The organism is Desulfolithobacter dissulfuricans, assembly GCF_025998535.1.
GTDB lineage: Bacteria > Desulfobacterota > Desulfobulbia > Desulfobulbales > Desulfobulbaceae > Desulfolithobacter > Desulfolithobacter dissulfuricans.
Genome location: NZ_AP024233.1, coordinates 1,343,747 through 1,358,240, shown reverse-complemented (window position 1 = coordinate 1,358,240; position 14,494 = coordinate 1,343,747). Strand labels below are relative to the sequence as shown.

The following is a 14,494-nucleotide window of genomic DNA, read 5'->3' as shown; positions in this document are numbered from 1 at the left end:
CATGGCCTGAGAGACGCCCGAAACTCCCTTCTACCGGCAGAGAACCACCGAGACAAGTTGATGCTGACCCCTGAACAACGCCAGAAAAAACGCCGCCTGGTCCGGTATGTCATCGGCTGCTGTGTCCTGCTGATTCCGCTGCTTGGCTACCTGCAGGCCTCCATTCTCCGTGGCAATCTCAACCTTCCGGTTTCCAGCACCGTCCTGGTCTTTGCCCTGATCAACATCAATGCCCTCCTGCTCCTGCTCATGCTCTACCTGGTCCTGCGTAACCTTGTGGAGCTGATATTTGAGCGCCGGCATAATATCCTCGGCTCCAAGCTGCGAACCCGGCTGGTGGTCTCGTTTGTCTCCCTGTCGCTCATCCCGACAATCCTGCTCTTTGTCATTGCCCTGCGCTTTGTCTCCACGTCCATGGATTACTGGTTCAACACCAACGTGGAACAGTCGCTCCAGGCCTCGCTCAAGCTTGCCCAGACCATCTTTCGGGACACGGAAAAACGGGCCGAGAACATGGGCAGCCGGATCGCGCGGCTGATCGACTCGGGATTGATTTCTCTTGAGAACAGGGAACTGGTGGAGGAACTGTTCAAGCGGACCCTGGAGACCGCTCCGCCGGGCGCACCCGATGCCCTGACCCTCATCGACGCCAACCGGAGGGAACTGCTCTCGGTCCGGGGGCCACGGCTTTTGCCTGTGGTTCTGCCGGAGATTCCCACCGAGGCCATGCGGCGGGCAAGTGAGGAAAACCGACCCGAGGTCATCACCCAGGATTCCAGTGCCGGCGAGCTGGTCCAGGCCATTGTCCCGCTCGCGGTGAACCAAAAGGAAGAACTGGCCACCTACCTGGTCACCACCCTGCTGATCCCGGCCGAACAGCTGGCACAGATGCAGGCGATCACCAGCGGCATCAACGACTATCGCCAGCTGGTCATGCTCAAGGCGCCCATCAAGCTGAGCCTGCTGATCATGCTTCTCATCATCACCCTGCTCATCCTCTTTGGCGCCATCTGGTTCGGGTTCTACATCGCCCGCACCCTGACCGGCCCCATCAACAAATTGGCTCAGGCCACCCGGCGGGTTGCCGAGGGAGAGCTGGACTTCACCCTGGAGAAGGAATCCGACGATGAGATGGGCCTGCTGGTGGACTCTTTCAACCAGATGACCTCCGATCTGCTGGCCTCCAACCGGCAGCTGGCCCAGGCCCACGAGGCCCTGCAGCAGTCCAACCAGGTGTCGGAACAGCGACGGCGCTACCTGGAGACCATCCTGGAAAACGTGGCCGCCGGCGTCATCGCCATCAACGAGAACAACCAGATCACCACCATCAACCGGTTCGCCGAAGATCTCCTCAAGATAAACCCCAAAGAATTTCTGCACAGGGATTACCACGAGGTGCTCGCCCGGCCTCACGTGATGATCGTGGAAAATTTTTTCCGGGAGCTGCTGGAATCCGGCAAACATTCCGTTGAGCGCCACCTGCGGATCACTGTGCGCCGGGGAGAGACCCTGTCCCTGCTGGTCAACATCACCCGCCTGATGGATGAGAATCAACGCGCCATCGGCTATGTCATCGTCTTTGACAACCTGACCAACCTGGAAAAGGCCCAGCGCCTGGCCGCCTGGCAGGAGGTTGCAAGGCGGATCGCCCACGAGATCAAAAACCCGCTTACCCCTATTCAACTCTCGGCCCAGCGGCTCAGAAAACGGTACCTGGACCGGATCGAAGGAGATGTGGAGATCTTTGACCAGTGCACCCGGACCATCGTCAACCAGGTGGACGAGATCAAGCGGTTGGTCAGTGAATTCTCCGACTTTGCCCGCATGCCGAGACTGAAAAAGGAACAGGGTGATCTGGTCGCCATGGCCCGCGATGTCCTGGTCCTGTACCGCGAAGCCCACAAGCATATCGATTTCACCCTTGAGGAACCGGGCGATATCCCGCCGTTTCACTTTGATCCGGTACAGATGAAACGGGTGCTGATCAACCTGCTTGATAACGCGGTCACCGTGCTCCACGAGGGAGGATCCATCCACCTGCGTTTCTCCCTGACCGATAACGGCAAAAAGGTGTGCATGGAGGTGGCGGACTCGGGCCCGGGCATCAGCGAAAAGGTGCGGCTCCGGCTTTTCGAACCCTACTTCTCCACCCGCAAGTCCGGCACCGGCCTGGGCCTGGCCATCGCCCACACCATTGTCTCCGAGCATAACGGGGTTATCAGGGTGGCCGACAACCGGCCTGGCGGCGCGGTGTTTATCGTTGAGCTTCCCCTGGATTCCTGATAACCTGTATCATCAGATCCATGGCTTGACAGGCTGTTGAAAAACGTAAACGGCCTGTCAAGCCAGAGCAACCGAGACTTCCCTGACAGCTGAATACGACACCCATGGCCTCCACCATCCTGATTATCGATGACGAAGACTCCATCCGCGAATCGCTCTCCGGGATTCTCGCCGACGAGGGGTTTCATCCTCGGACCGCGGCTTCAGCCGAGGAGGGCCTGGCTCTCCTGGATCAGGAAAAGGTGGACCTGGTACTGCTCGACATCTGGATGCCCGGCATGGACGGATTGGAGGCGTTGAAGGAAATAAAAGAGCGTTTTGACCTGCCGGTCATCATGATATCGGGCCACGGCACCATTGAAACTGCGGTGCAGGCCACCCGCATCGGCGCCTTTGACTTCATTGAAAAACCACTGTCCTACGACAAGATCGTCCTGGCCATCAACAAGGGGTTGCACGTGGCCAGGCTGGAGCGGGAAAACCAGCTCCTGCGGGAAAGCTCGCCCGCCACTCCGGACCTGACCGGAAACTCCCCTGCCATCCGCCAGGTACGGGAACAGATCGACCGGGTCGCCCCCACCGATGCCTGGGTCCTCATCCGCGGTGGGCACGGCACCGGCAAGGAACTGGTGGCCCAGACCATCCATCGCAAGTCCCGGCGCAGCAGTAAGCCCATGATCGAGGTCAACTGCGCCGCCATCCCGGAGGACCTTATCGAATCTGAACTCTTTGGCCACGAGAAAGGTGCCTTCACCGGCGCCACCACCAGCCGTAAGGGCAAGTTCGATCAGGCCGACGGCTCCACGTTGTTTCTCGATGAAATCGGAGACATGAGCCTCAAGAGCCAGGCCAAGGTCCTGCGGATCCTCCAGGAGCAGAAATTCGAGCGGGTCGGCGGGTCACGAACCATCCAGGTGGATGTCCGGGTGCTGGCCGCCACCAACAAGGACCTGGAAAAGGAAATCGAGGCCGGTACCTTCCGGGCCGATCTCTTCTACCGCCTCAACGTGGTGCCGATCCGGGTACCGGATCTCAGGGAGCGGCTGGAGGATATTCCCCTGCTGGTGGAGGACTTCCTGATCCAGTTTTCGAAAAAGGGGCTGGGCCGCAAACAGTTTTCCGACGATGCCCTGACCGAACTCATGCACCATTCCTGGCCCGGCAATGTCCGGGAGCTGCGCAACCTGGTGGAACGGCTGGTCATCATGTCACCGGAGCCGATCATTCACGCCAGCGACGTGACCCTGTTCCTGGGCAGTGGCAGCCAGGCCTCCTCCCCTGCCCCGGCGGTCAGCGTGCCCTACCGCCATCTTGGCTTCAGGGAGGCGAGAAAACAGTTTGAACGCGATTATCTGCAGGCCAGGCTGGCAGAAAACAACGGCAACATCTCCCAGACCGCTGAAAAAATCGGCCTGGAACGCAGCCACCTGCATAAAAAGGTCAAGGCCCTGGGCATAAAGAACGACAAGTGAAAAAAGTGATGGCGGCCGCCAGGCTCATTCTTCGGGGGATACCATCGCTTGGCCTCAGAAAGAGTTACTCGTACGGGCGTATCTCTGAGCAACCACGTTTTTTCTACAGATAGAGAGAATAAGCGATGGTATCCCTCATATCGGTGACAGCTGAGCTTTGGTGGTACTCGCAAGAAACAGAAACTTTTCCGTCACTGATTCAGGTAAACCAGCATGGCTGGACCAGGTAAGCGACCGAAGGGAGACTCCGGGTAAGCGACCGAAGGGAGACTCCGGGTTTCGGCACGGCCCAGCCTCAACCGATAGCGAAGACTTCGACCTATGAAAATCACAATGTAATCATGCAAAGTTGTGGTGATTTTCGGATAAAATCAGAGATCAAGTTTACCAAAACGGGATTTCCCATTAACAGACTCCGGCGAATGCCGGCCAAGGAGTGCAACTATGGTTTTTCCAGAATATCGTCCCCGTCGACTGCGGCAAAATGAAAACTTCCGGGCCATGATCCGGGAAACCACCCTGGTGCCGGAACAGATGATCTATCCCCTGTTTGTCATGCCGGGCAAGAACAGGCGCGAACCCGTGCCCTCCATGCCCGGGGTCTTCCGGCTCAGTGTGGATCAGCTGGCCCGGGAAGGAAAGGAATGCCTGGAACTCGGCGTCCGCTCGGTCATTCTCTTTGGCCTGCCCGAGAAAAAAGATCCCATGGGCTCCGGTGCCCATGCCGGTGACGGCATTGTCCAGCGGGCGATCCGCGAACTGAAGAACAAGGTACCCGAGCTGACCGTGGTCACTGACGTCTGCCTCTGCGAGTACACCGACCACGGCCACTGCGGCTGCCTGGTGGGAGGCGAGGTGGACAACGACACCACCCTCGAACTGCTGGCCCGCACAGCCCTGTCCCACGCCAAGGCCGGCGCGGACATGGTGGCGCCCTCGGACATGATGGACGGCCGGGTTTCCGAGATCCGCTCTGCCCTGGATGAAAACAACTTTCACATGGTCCCGATCATGTCCTATGCGGTGAAGTACGCCTCGGCCTTCTATGGACCCTTCCGGGACGCGGCAGACTGCGCGCCCCAGTTCGGCGACCGCCGCAGTTACCAGATGGATCCGGCCAATTCCCGCGAGGCTCTGCGGGAGGCCACCCTGGATGTGGACGAAGGGGCAGACATCCTCATGGTCAAACCGGCCGTGGCCTACCTGGATATCATTCGCCAGCTGCGCGACGAATTCGATCTGCCGGTGGCGGCCTATCATGTGAGCGGCGAGTATGCCATGATCAAGGCTGCGGCTGAAAAGGGCTGGATCGACGGCGACCGGGTCATGGCCGAGACCCTGCTCTCCATCCGGAGGGCCGGGGCTGATATCATCATCACCTATTTTGCCAAGGACATGGCCAGGCTGCTTCGGGGCGGCTGATAACGAAAAAAAGAAAAAGAAAAAAAGCCCGGTCGATTGCTCGACCGGGCTTTTTTTGTCACTTGATGCAGAACCAAAAAGCTATCTGGAGGTTAGCATGGCCGCTAGACGAGCGCCGAACCTCCGCCGCAGATACCAGAGCCAGGCCCCCTGGGTCAGCAGGGCGCCGGTCATATCGGCAGCCACATCCCAGCCACTGGTGTCCCGGCCGGCAACAAAGGACTGATGAAACTCATCGCTGATCCCATAGCCCAGGCAAAAGGCCAGGACCAGCAGGGCCATCCGCAACGGATAGCGTCGCCAGAGGTCCATCCTGAGGGCAAAGATCGCGCTGCCGGCCAGAGCGCCGTAGGCCAGGGCATGGCAGACCTTGTCGATATCCGGCAGGTCGGGCAGCTCCAGGGTATCACCCGGCTGATGGGAGAGGTAGAAGATTATCCCCATGACCAGGATCAGGGGGATATATCGATACCAGCGGTTCATGTTCGTGTTCAGGAATCTGCCGTTTCGGTATTCTCCTGGGGGATGTGGACCTGATTGAGCAGTTCCTCGGGATACCGTTTCCGTATCCTGCGGATGGCAGCCCGGACCTGCTGGGTGGGTACTCCGGGGAGCAGGGCCTCGCTCTTGTCCTCGTAGGAGGTCAGGTAGAATTTCTTGTCCCGGATGGCAAAGGTGTGACTCCAGTTAATCTCAATGGTCTCCGGATTTTCATCGATGGGGGTGTCAAGCGGTTTACCCGCCTCGGCCACCTGGACCGCATCTGAGTCGGTTATCTCCAGGAGCCAGGCATCGCCGTCACGCTTGCTGAAGAAAACGAACACGCCCACTTCAAAAACTTTCTCTTTTCCGGCGGCCGCGGCCCGCTGGATTTTTTCGATCTGGCCCATCAGGGAAACCCGGGCCTGTTCCATGGGAGTGACCGGCTGACCTACCTGTGCTTTGGGCAGACAGCATTTTTTGTATTTGCTACCGCTGCCACAGGGGCAGGGATCATTTCGTCCAATCTTTGCCATATTTTGTTCTTCCTTGTCCAGTTACCATCAAAGGGCCATGAAGCCCGGGCAGTCCAAACCCGGCGGGCTCAGGAACACTTGGAATAGCCGCAGTCGTGACAGGTCTCGCACCCTTCCTCGAAGACCAGCTTACCGGAACACTCCGGGCAGATGGAAGCAAATCCGTGGTGGGTGCCGGCCATGAACGACTTGAGCAGTTTGCCGAGCTGGGCCGGCAGGTCGAGCATGTGCCCGCTGGAGCGGTCCAGCTGCTTGATGATCTCATCCATGGGGATCTGGTAGCGCAGGGCCAGCGAGACCAGCCGGCAGGTGGTGGTCCACATGGTGGATTTATCCTTCAGGTCGACCCGGTTGTCAAATGGAAATTTGGCAAAGACCTCCATGGGGTTTTCATTGTCGTCAAAACAGACGATGATATAGATCGTGTTCTCGTTGGCGTCCTTGAGCCGATACCGCTTGGCGCTCAGGACATCGGGCAGGGTCTTCTTGCGGATCAACCCCTGGGTGGAGACCGTGGCGGTCTGGTCTTCCTTTTCTTTGGCCGCGGTGTTCAATACCTGGGCATCCCGGGAACCGTCCCGGTAGACGGTCAGTCCCTTACAGCCGAGCTCGTAGCCGAGCAGATAGGAGAGACGTACATCCTCCCTGGTGGCTGTGGAAGGCAGGTTGATGGTCTTTGAGATGGACGAGTCCACCCCATTTGTCTGCAGGGCACCCTGCATGCGGATATGATCCTCGGGCGGGATGTCCTGGGCCGTACGGAAGATCTCCTGCCACTCCTCGGGAATATCCTTATGGCCGATCACGGTGCCGCTTTCCGCCACCTCATTCATCAGCTCCTCGGAATAGAAACCCTCGGCCCGGGCCACCTGCTCAAACAGCTTGTTGACCATCAGCAACCGGTCTCCGTCCATGACATGCTTGACCATGACAATGGAAAAATAGGGTTCACAGCCCGAAGCACAGTCCGCGATCATGGAGACCGTGCCGGTGGGCTGGATGGAGGTCAGGGCGGCGTTGCGTCGGGCCGGATACTTGTTGACCTGCGGGTCGTAGGCTGGAAAAGGTCCCTTGAGTTCAGCCAGCTCGATGGAGGCTTGCTCTGCTTCCTCACGGATGAAACGCATCACATCGGCCGAGGCTGCACGTCCCTCTTCGCTGGCATAGGGAAGGCGCATCTGGATGAGCATGTCGTGCATGCCCATGATGCCCAGCCCCACCTTGCGGGTTTTCTGGGTCATCTCAGCAATCTCGGGAATGGGGAACCGGTTGCAGTCGATGACGTTGTCCAGAAAACGCACGGCCAGCCGGACCGTCCGGCCCAGCCGCTCCCGGTCAACGACCCCGTCCTTCACATAGCGCCCAAGGTTGATGGACCCCAGGTTGCACGACTCGTAGGGCAGCAGCCACTGTTCGCCGCAGGGGTTGGTGGCCTCGAATTCGCCTAGCTGGGGAGTGGTGTTGGCCCGGTTGGCCGCATCGATGAACAGGACCCCGGGCTCGCCGTTATGCCAGGCCAGATTGACGATGGTATCAAAAACTTCAGCCGCATTGAGGGTGTCCACCACCTCGCCGGTGGAGGGATCAATCAGATCATAATCCTGACCTGCCTTGGCCGCCTCCATGAACTTGTCGGTAATGGCCACGCTGAAGTTGAAATTGGTGAAACGGTTCTGATCCTGCTTGGCATGGATAAAGTCCATGATATCGGGATGATCCACCCGAAGCACGCCCATATTGGCGCCGCGGCGCTTGCCACCCTGCTTGATGGTCTCGGTGGCGGCGTCAAACACGGCGGCAAAGCTCAGCGGCCCGGACGCCACGCCCTGGGTGGAACGGACGGCGGAATTCTTGGGCCGCAGCCGGGAAAAGGAGTAGCCGGTGCCGCCGCCGGTCTTATGGACCAGAGCCCCATTGCGAATGGAGCTGAAAATTCCATCCATGGAGTCTTCCACCGGCAGGACAAAACAGGCAGAAAGCTGGCCAAGATCCGTACCCGCATTCATCAGGCAGGGCGAATTGGGTAGAAAATCGAGGTAGTAGATCATGTTGAAGAAACTGTCGCGCAGTTCTTCATATTCTGGGTACTCCCGGTCGACCACGGCAACCGCATCGGCTACCCGATGACACAGCGACTCCCAGTTCTCGATAGGATTACCGTTGCGGTCCTTGAGATAGTACCGGCGCCGGAGCACGGTTTCCGCGGTTTTTGTCAATTCCATTTTAGGAATATCACGTGTCATGAGCCCCTCCCCTGCATGGCTTTTCTCGCTCAGGTTTTGTGGTGTGGAGTCTGATAAAATCCGGCCGGCTGGCCGGAGTTGTTCAACATGGCATTGCGGTCTTATAGCACAACATATAGGGGCAGGCAACTACAAAAAGCGCAACAGGTTGTGTTTTGACCCATTCCAACAAAAGCACATATTTTCAACCAGTTCCTGACGGAATGGCCTTTTTGAACTGGAAAAAAATAGTGCGTCCGGATCTCTGCTACAGTATGTTTACCGTGGTTTTTCAAACGGTTCCGGACCCGGACCCGTAGAGAGAAAAAAATACAAAATATCTGCCACAGACAATCAGAGGTACAAAATATGGTCGCCGTCACATGCCTGAGCTGTAAATTCTACAAGGTCAAGGATACTACCAGTGGCTTTTGCCTGGTAACAGTGAAAAAAACAGGAAACCGTGAGGCCGAGCGGCCTGCGGTCGAGGCCCAGACCAGCTGTGATCAGTGGGAAGACGCAGGCCAACAGTACTACATCCGCCTGGGATGGATCAAGTCGCAGACCAACCAGGAGTAACCATGATGAGGTGCCCGGCGAACTCCACCCGGTCGCCGGGGACAATCTTTTTGCGTTTGCGGGTTTCCACGCTGCCATTGACCAGAACCATGCCCTCGGAGATCACATATTTCGCCTCTCCGCCGCTGGCCACCAGGTTCTGCAGCTTGAGGATTTTGTAGAGCTCAATATATCCTTCGCGGATCTCCATCTGTTCGCACTTCTCCACAGCAGCTCCTCTGTATCGGCTATTTACGGACAACCATCCTGAAAGAAAAAAATAAAAATCCAGGGAACGGCCCCTGACCAGCACCATGCGGCGCACCGCGGCCGCAGCAGCTATCCCCGGTCGGCTGAAGCGGCGGCAGAGCAGAAAAGGAACCGGCCAGACGGCCTCCGGCCCGCAAAACGAAAAAAGGGACTCAGCCATACTGACTGAGTCCCTGGATATACTGGCGGGGCCGACGAGACTCGAACTCGCGACCTCCGGCGTGACAGGCCGGTTTTTCATTTTTAATATATTGATATTACAGGATTCTTTTTTTGTTGGTTTGTTCATTATGGGCTGTTTTGCTGGGTAAAGGCCCACCGACCGGCCCACCTTTTATCGATTATATTTACTTTTTCCATGTTGACGTCTCTACTTTATTGTCAATAATCTGGTATTTTATTATTTTGTCTATTTTTGATTCATCTATATTTGTTATTAATCCTGTTTTTGTATAAGCTATAATAATATTTTCGTTTTTGTTTACACCTGAACACTCAACTTTCCCTCCATCTTTCAAGTAAACAATATATTTAAGTGTTCTGTCTTCATTTTTTTTCTTTTTTTCTGCTCTTATTCTTTCTACTTCTTTAAATTTCGCCATTATAACTTTTATTCGATCTGGTCCTACAGGTACATTTGAATAATGTGTTTTTCCGTCTTTATCAGTCCATTTGTATATCTTATTTTTCTTGTTTTTTGTCGCAACCTGGTTTTCTGCGCTGTCTTTTTTATATAACGTTATCGCTTTATTATCTTTTTGTTTAAGCTTTATATAGTTGCTTAATCCAGCAATAAAAATTCCTGCGCTTAACATATATATTACTGGTGTAACCACAATGCAGCATATTAGCAGCATTATTCCTTCGACGGTTTTTCCTTTCGACAGCACTATTATTGACAGTATTGTTGCTGCCAGATTTATCACCATCGCTATTGGTCCTGTCCCTGGTATCGGTACTAATAGTATGACCCATCCAGTTAACAAAACAATCCATGCTTTTTTAACTCTGCTGCTGTTTTTCATTTTGTTATCTCTTTTTAAGCAACATTTCTATTCGTATCACCTTCCCCCTGCCCTTGGGCCTCACGTCGTTTCATCCATTCCTTGAATCCCGGGAATGAGTCTTCGAACTGATATCGAAACCATTCAGCTCTGCGTGGTTCTTTCCTGGTTAGCTCGGTAAGCCACTCATCCACCAGTTCCAGGAATTCGTTTTCATAGCTTTCCCTGGTCGTTTGTTGGTCAAGCCTCTTGGGACCTTTTCCAGTCAGGATCCATTCGGTGGACAGGCCATATTTTTTGGCTACCAGGTAGGCCCATTTTATGGGGAAATCGTTCGCTTTTTTCTTTCTTGATACGTATTGATGCGTCGTTTTTGCTACTCTTGCTAACTCTGTAAAATTATTAATTTTTGTTTCGTTTTTTATCCGTTCCCATATTTTTTCAAATGTCATTTTGTCTTTTATATGCAATTTTTCCTTGACTGCATCTTTTTTGTTCAATAAATAGTATATAAAGCATAAAAAAGATGCACCGTGATTGTTTCCTTTACAACTTTACAGCGTATCACAAACAGATCTCAGAAATCAAATGTACGACGAACCAGACAGCCTCTATGACTTGGACGGTCTTCCCCGTGATGATGACGGTTTTGATCCCCACGAACCCTCATCTTGTCCGACCTGTGGTGGTCGTGGTGTCGTTTATTATCTCGGTCCTGGTCCTCATGATTGTCCTCAGTGCGATGGTACCGGCGAGATTATTCCATACGAATCTTCACCTTTCTGAAAACGATGAAATCGATGACGAACGCCAGCACTACTTTTCGCGACTCAGGCCCCATCTGTCATTTTTGCGGCCTTCCTCTCCGTCTCTACAAATTTCGCAGTCCTCTTTCTGGCCGTCCTGTGTACACTTTTCGTTGTTACAACCCGGTTAAATGTCCCGTTTCGGTTCGTGTGTATCCTTTTCCTCAAGCAAGGTGATTATTATGCCGTACTCTGAGCCTGATGAACTTGATTGGTCAATCCCTGAAGATAGTCCCTTTGCTGACCCTGACTTCATTCGTCCAGTTGAGGGTCGCGACTTTACTCCAATGCCTGATGTCTCTTTGTCTCATTCTGAAGATGACGATTATGACGACTGTTATTAGCTGATCCTGGCGGACCAGCATGATCAAAACGTTCTTTTTACGGAACAAAACGACAAATAAACTATTGAGGTAATCGAAATGACTGAAAAGAAACGCAACCCTCTTCAGGTGATCATCAAAGGCAAGCTTGAAGGCCACCAGCAGGTCCAGTCTGACCGCGGTACCTTTTTCGCAAACCACATTATTGTCCCAGCCCCTGATGAATTCAGTTTTCCGCAGCGTTTTGCCGTCAATGCCCGCTCCCCACTGGGCGCTGACGGCTCCCTGGTTGAAGTACTGTGTGACGTGCGATCCAGTAACCGCCGCAAGGATGGCCAGATGTATTACAACATCCAGCTCTGGGAAGCTCAACCTTAGTTTTACATGAGAGGTTGCCCCAGGCTCCCACAGGTTGAGGTTCCGGGCATTCGGCGCCGGCCGAGGCCCGGTTCCTCATCCTGTGGGGATCTCCGTCAACCAAAAACCCTGAGGTACTTTTATGACCTGGACACCACTCATTGAAGCAACCATGTTTGATGGCATTCGCGCTGACCTGCTTGTTGCCGTTGGTGGCATTCTCTCACTTGTTCTGATTGTTGTCGGTCTTGGCGTGCTGATCAAGGCATTTATGCATTGATCAGTCTTTTATTAATCTTTCCATAGGGAGGTGAATCTTATGGATGCTCTGTTTGCCGCCGTGGATATTTCCACTTTGTCCACGAATGTTTCCGCTCTGATGATCTCGTTCATCGGTATTGGTCTTCTGTTCGTTGGCTACCGGAATATCAGCAAGCTCATTCGTTTCCGGCTTTAATCTCGGCCTCTGGGGAAGGTAACTTCCCCTTCTTTGCTTATGGACACTTTCCTTTTTGACCTCGCATCCCAGCTTACAGGTGGTCTTGTGACAGATCTCAAGACCGCTTTGTCTGGAATGTTGGTTATCGTTTTTATCTTAGCTGGTCTCGATTATATTATTTTATCTCTTTCAACATCATTATCTTCTTTTAAAACTGCTCGACATTACGGAAAGGCAAAACACTTTTTCAGTATTAGAAATACCTACTCTAAAGATTCATTTGAATATCAATACTATTCTTTAATGTATCGTAAACATTTATCTGATGCCGTTAGTGGCGGTGGTTTATCTGGTAAAAGTAGAGATTTTTCTTTCGGATCCCCTGATTATTTTCACCCAGATTCTATTGAATGGGACTCTGATCGTTTGGAAGATCACTCAAGATTTTTGTAATTTTAAAAAATTATGGAACTAAACCTTGAATCATTTGGCTATGGCCTGGGTCTTGTTATGGTCGGCTGGGTCTGCGGTCTCGTTGTCAGCTACATATTTTCTATCATTCGAGGTATCGGTAGACTGTCATGACCGCTGATGAGCTTTCCGCGATCCTTCAAGTCTTCATCCTCCAGCTCGGAGACATCGTATCCTTTTGCCTTGGCGCTCTCTGTGCCATTTCCTTTGTTGTTGCAACCCGCATGAGGTGGTTCTGATGATCACGTTACCTGCTGATTTTGATGTTGCTACCCTCGTCAACGATTTCTTTTCTCTTGCTTTACCCTTTGTCAGCCTGTCTTTCCTCATCGCTTGTGGTTTCCTGATTAACAACATCTTGCGTCGTGTCTGATCACCATGGCCGCTCCTGTTCCATCTTTCACCAGGATCCGTGCAGTTGTCATCGGTATCCTGTCAGTCGTGGTTTTCTTTCTTCTTGGCTTGTTGCGTCATTTTCTGTTTTTTTCTTTCATTCTATGCTCATTTTTAATTTTTGTTGGTCCTTCTTTCGCTGTTATTCCGCCGCCTTCTGCTTCAGTCGGAGATATTGTTGATCTATACGATAGTGATTACAATTTCAAGATTACTGAAATATTATCATCTACCTCTTTTTGCAATTATCCAGATAGTTACACTGGTGGCGTTTACCTTTATGAAGACTTAACCACCTGTAAGTACTACTCTTATACTGATGGTGGTTGCGATCCTGGGAAAGTGCTATGGACTAAGCATTTTTTTGGCGGGTATCGCACTACCGATCCGCCTACTCCACCGCCACCTAGTTGCGATGATTCCCAGAAGATCTGTGAATGCGGATCTGTTTCGGACGCTGCCGGTTTGGCTGTTGTTTATTTTGATCAATTCAAAGGTGCCGATACCTGTTCTGACGGTGGCTCACATGCCTGGAATCGAGATCCTGATCAGGACTTGTCCGCTTCCTCTGGTCTTTTTATAAATTTAATGGCTGAGCCTCGCTGTTTTTGTCCTGGTGATTCTGATGGGTTTCCCCCTGAAGTTCTTGCGACATCCGGCAATCTGGCTCCCCTTCCTCCTGGTGCCTCTGGCCCTGAAGAGCAACCGGTTGACCCCGATGTACCCGAGCCCTCTGCTGCTTGTGCGGCCGCCTGCTTGCCCAGGGATTATTTGTATTCTGATGGCAAGTGTATCTGTGTCGATTCCCCTTCCGCTCCGGTCGTTCCCGGCCTGACTGATCCTGATGACAGTGTCGGCAATGCCGGTGGTGATTCCGTTGCCGACAGTGACAATCTTCGCCAGCTGGTTGACCAGAATACCACTCTCAGCAATCAGCTGGCTGACCTGGCCACCATCGGCAATAATCAGATTGGCGCTCTCAATGATATCGCTGCTGGTGTTGGTGCTTTCGGATCTCAGATTTCAGATAGTCTCAGCACCGGTCTTTCCGATGGCCTATCCGATGTTTCCTCTTCTATTGGTGACCTGGCTACCAACATTGATGGTGTGCGTACCAGTGTTGATGCCATGCATTCTACCATGCAAAATGCTTTTGACGGTCAGTTCACACCCCCTGCAGATCCTCAACCCTATGATGTCGGCCAGGAGTTTGATTTTGTATCCCGCACCAATGATTTTATCGATCAGATGAAATCCACTGGCCTGTTTTCACTGCCTGGGCAAATTTCCCAGAACATACCCACTGGCGGCGAATCCGTAATGACCATCGAAGCCGGTCAGTACGGCACCCATGATTTTAATTTCGCTGATTGGGGCAATGCCCTGGCCGTGCTTCGTACTGTCTGCCTCATAGTGTTTTCCTGGATCGGAATCCGCATTGTCACGCTTAAGCGATAG

16 protein-coding genes are annotated in these 14,494 nt (G+C 53.3%); 10 read left to right on the top strand and 6 right to left on the bottom strand.

The features are described 5' to 3' along the window. The first annotated feature begins 60 nt into the window (after positions 1–60). The 3 genes from GF1_RS06020 (at position 61) to hemB (ending at position 5,177) form a co-directional block, all read left to right on the top strand. Positions 61–2,283 carry a sensor histidine kinase gene (locus tag GF1_RS06020; RefSeq protein ID WP_267928731.1) on the top strand — a complete coding sequence of 741 codons (2,223 nt, stop codon included), beginning with the start codon at positions 61–63 and terminating at the stop codon, positions 2,281–2,283. A gap of 104 nt (positions 2,284–2,387) precedes the next feature. Beyond that, complete coding sequence (locus tag GF1_RS06015) at positions 2,388–3,755, top strand: sigma-54-dependent transcriptional regulator (protein ID WP_267928730.1); 1,368 nt, start codon at positions 2,388–2,390, stop codon at positions 3,753–3,755. Between the two features lie 444 nt (positions 3,756–4,199). Next, positions 4,200–5,177 (top strand): porphobilinogen synthase, encoded by a 978-nt coding sequence (gene hemB / locus GF1_RS06010; protein WP_267928729.1) that lies wholly within the window; start codon positions 4,200–4,202, stop codon positions 5,175–5,177. An 81-nt stretch (positions 5,178–5,258) separates the two neighbouring features. Here the strand turns inward: hemB and GF1_RS06005 are convergent, their stop codons facing one another. The 3 genes from GF1_RS06005 to GF1_RS05995 form a co-directional block, all read right to left on the bottom strand. After that, positions 5,259–5,660, bottom strand: coding sequence for a VanZ family protein (locus tag GF1_RS06005; protein ID WP_267928728.1), 402 nt, complete (start codon positions 5,658–5,660; stop codon positions 5,259–5,261). An 8-nt stretch (positions 5,661–5,668) separates the two neighbouring features. Continuing rightward, complete coding sequence (locus GF1_RS06000) at positions 5,669–6,193, bottom strand: SEC-C metal-binding domain-containing protein (protein WP_267928727.1); 525 nt, start codon at positions 6,191–6,193, stop codon at positions 5,669–5,671. Positions 6,194–6,261: 68 nt separating this feature from the next. Then, positions 6,262–8,436, bottom strand: a complete 2,175-nt coding sequence (locus GF1_RS05995) for an adenosylcobalamin-dependent ribonucleoside-diphosphate reductase (RefSeq protein ID WP_267928726.1) — start codon at positions 8,434–8,436, stop codon at positions 6,262–6,264. Between the two features lie 348 nt (positions 8,437–8,784). On the opposite strand from GF1_RS05995, the gene GF1_RS05990 reads away from it, so the two are divergent. Beyond that, positions 8,785–8,994, top strand: coding sequence for a hypothetical protein (locus tag GF1_RS05990; RefSeq protein ID WP_267928725.1), 210 nt, complete (start codon positions 8,785–8,787; stop codon positions 8,992–8,994). Here GF1_RS05990 and GF1_RS16575 read toward each other — a convergent pair. From GF1_RS16575 to GF1_RS05975, 3 genes are all read right to left on the bottom strand, one after another. Then, a complete protein-coding gene (locus GF1_RS16575; protein ID WP_326491599.1) occupies positions 8,969–9,403 on the bottom strand; it encodes an RNA-binding S4 domain-containing protein in 435 nt (144 codons plus the stop codon). The genes GF1_RS05990 and GF1_RS16575 overlap by 26 nt on opposite strands. 187 nt (positions 9,404–9,590) lie before the next feature. Continuing rightward, positions 9,591–10,268, bottom strand: a complete 678-nt coding sequence (locus GF1_RS05980) for a DUF4124 domain-containing protein (RefSeq protein ID WP_267928724.1) — start codon at positions 10,266–10,268, stop codon at positions 9,591–9,593. Positions 10,269–10,282: 14 nt separating this feature from the next. After that, positions 10,283–10,747, bottom strand: a complete 465-nt coding sequence (locus GF1_RS05975) for a helix-turn-helix domain-containing protein (RefSeq protein WP_267928723.1) — start codon at positions 10,745–10,747, stop codon at positions 10,283–10,285. 728 nt (positions 10,748–11,475) lie between these two features. Between GF1_RS05975 and GF1_RS05970 the strand changes: the two genes are divergently transcribed. The 6 genes from GF1_RS05970 (at position 11,476) to GF1_RS05945 (ending at position 14,494) form a co-directional block, all read left to right on the top strand. Continuing rightward, positions 11,476–11,754 (top strand): hypothetical protein, encoded by a 279-nt coding sequence (locus GF1_RS05970; RefSeq protein WP_267928722.1) that lies wholly within the window; start codon positions 11,476–11,478, stop codon positions 11,752–11,754. Between the two features lie 121 nt (positions 11,755–11,875). Next, positions 11,876–12,013, top strand: a complete 138-nt coding sequence (locus GF1_RS05965) for a hypothetical protein (RefSeq protein ID WP_267928721.1) — start codon at positions 11,876–11,878, stop codon at positions 12,011–12,013. 39 nt (positions 12,014–12,052) lie between these two features. Beyond that, complete coding sequence (locus GF1_RS05960) at positions 12,053–12,190, top strand: hypothetical protein (RefSeq protein WP_267928720.1); 138 nt, start codon at positions 12,053–12,055, stop codon at positions 12,188–12,190. An 87-nt stretch (positions 12,191–12,277) separates the two neighbouring features. Further along, positions 12,278–12,625: a hypothetical protein gene (locus tag GF1_RS05955; RefSeq protein WP_267928719.1), complete on the top strand. Its 348-nt coding sequence runs from the start codon at positions 12,278–12,280 to the stop codon at positions 12,623–12,625. Between the two features lie 256 nt (positions 12,626–12,881). Continuing rightward, positions 12,882–13,016: a hypothetical protein gene (locus tag GF1_RS05950; protein WP_267928718.1), complete on the top strand. Its 135-nt coding sequence runs from the start codon at positions 12,882–12,884 to the stop codon at positions 13,014–13,016. 5 nt (positions 13,017–13,021) lie between these two features. Continuing rightward, the gene (locus tag GF1_RS05945; RefSeq protein ID WP_267928717.1) at positions 13,022–14,494 is read left to right on the top strand and encodes a hypothetical protein; all 1,473 of its coding nucleotides are present in this window, start codon (positions 13,022–13,024) and stop codon (positions 14,492–14,494) included.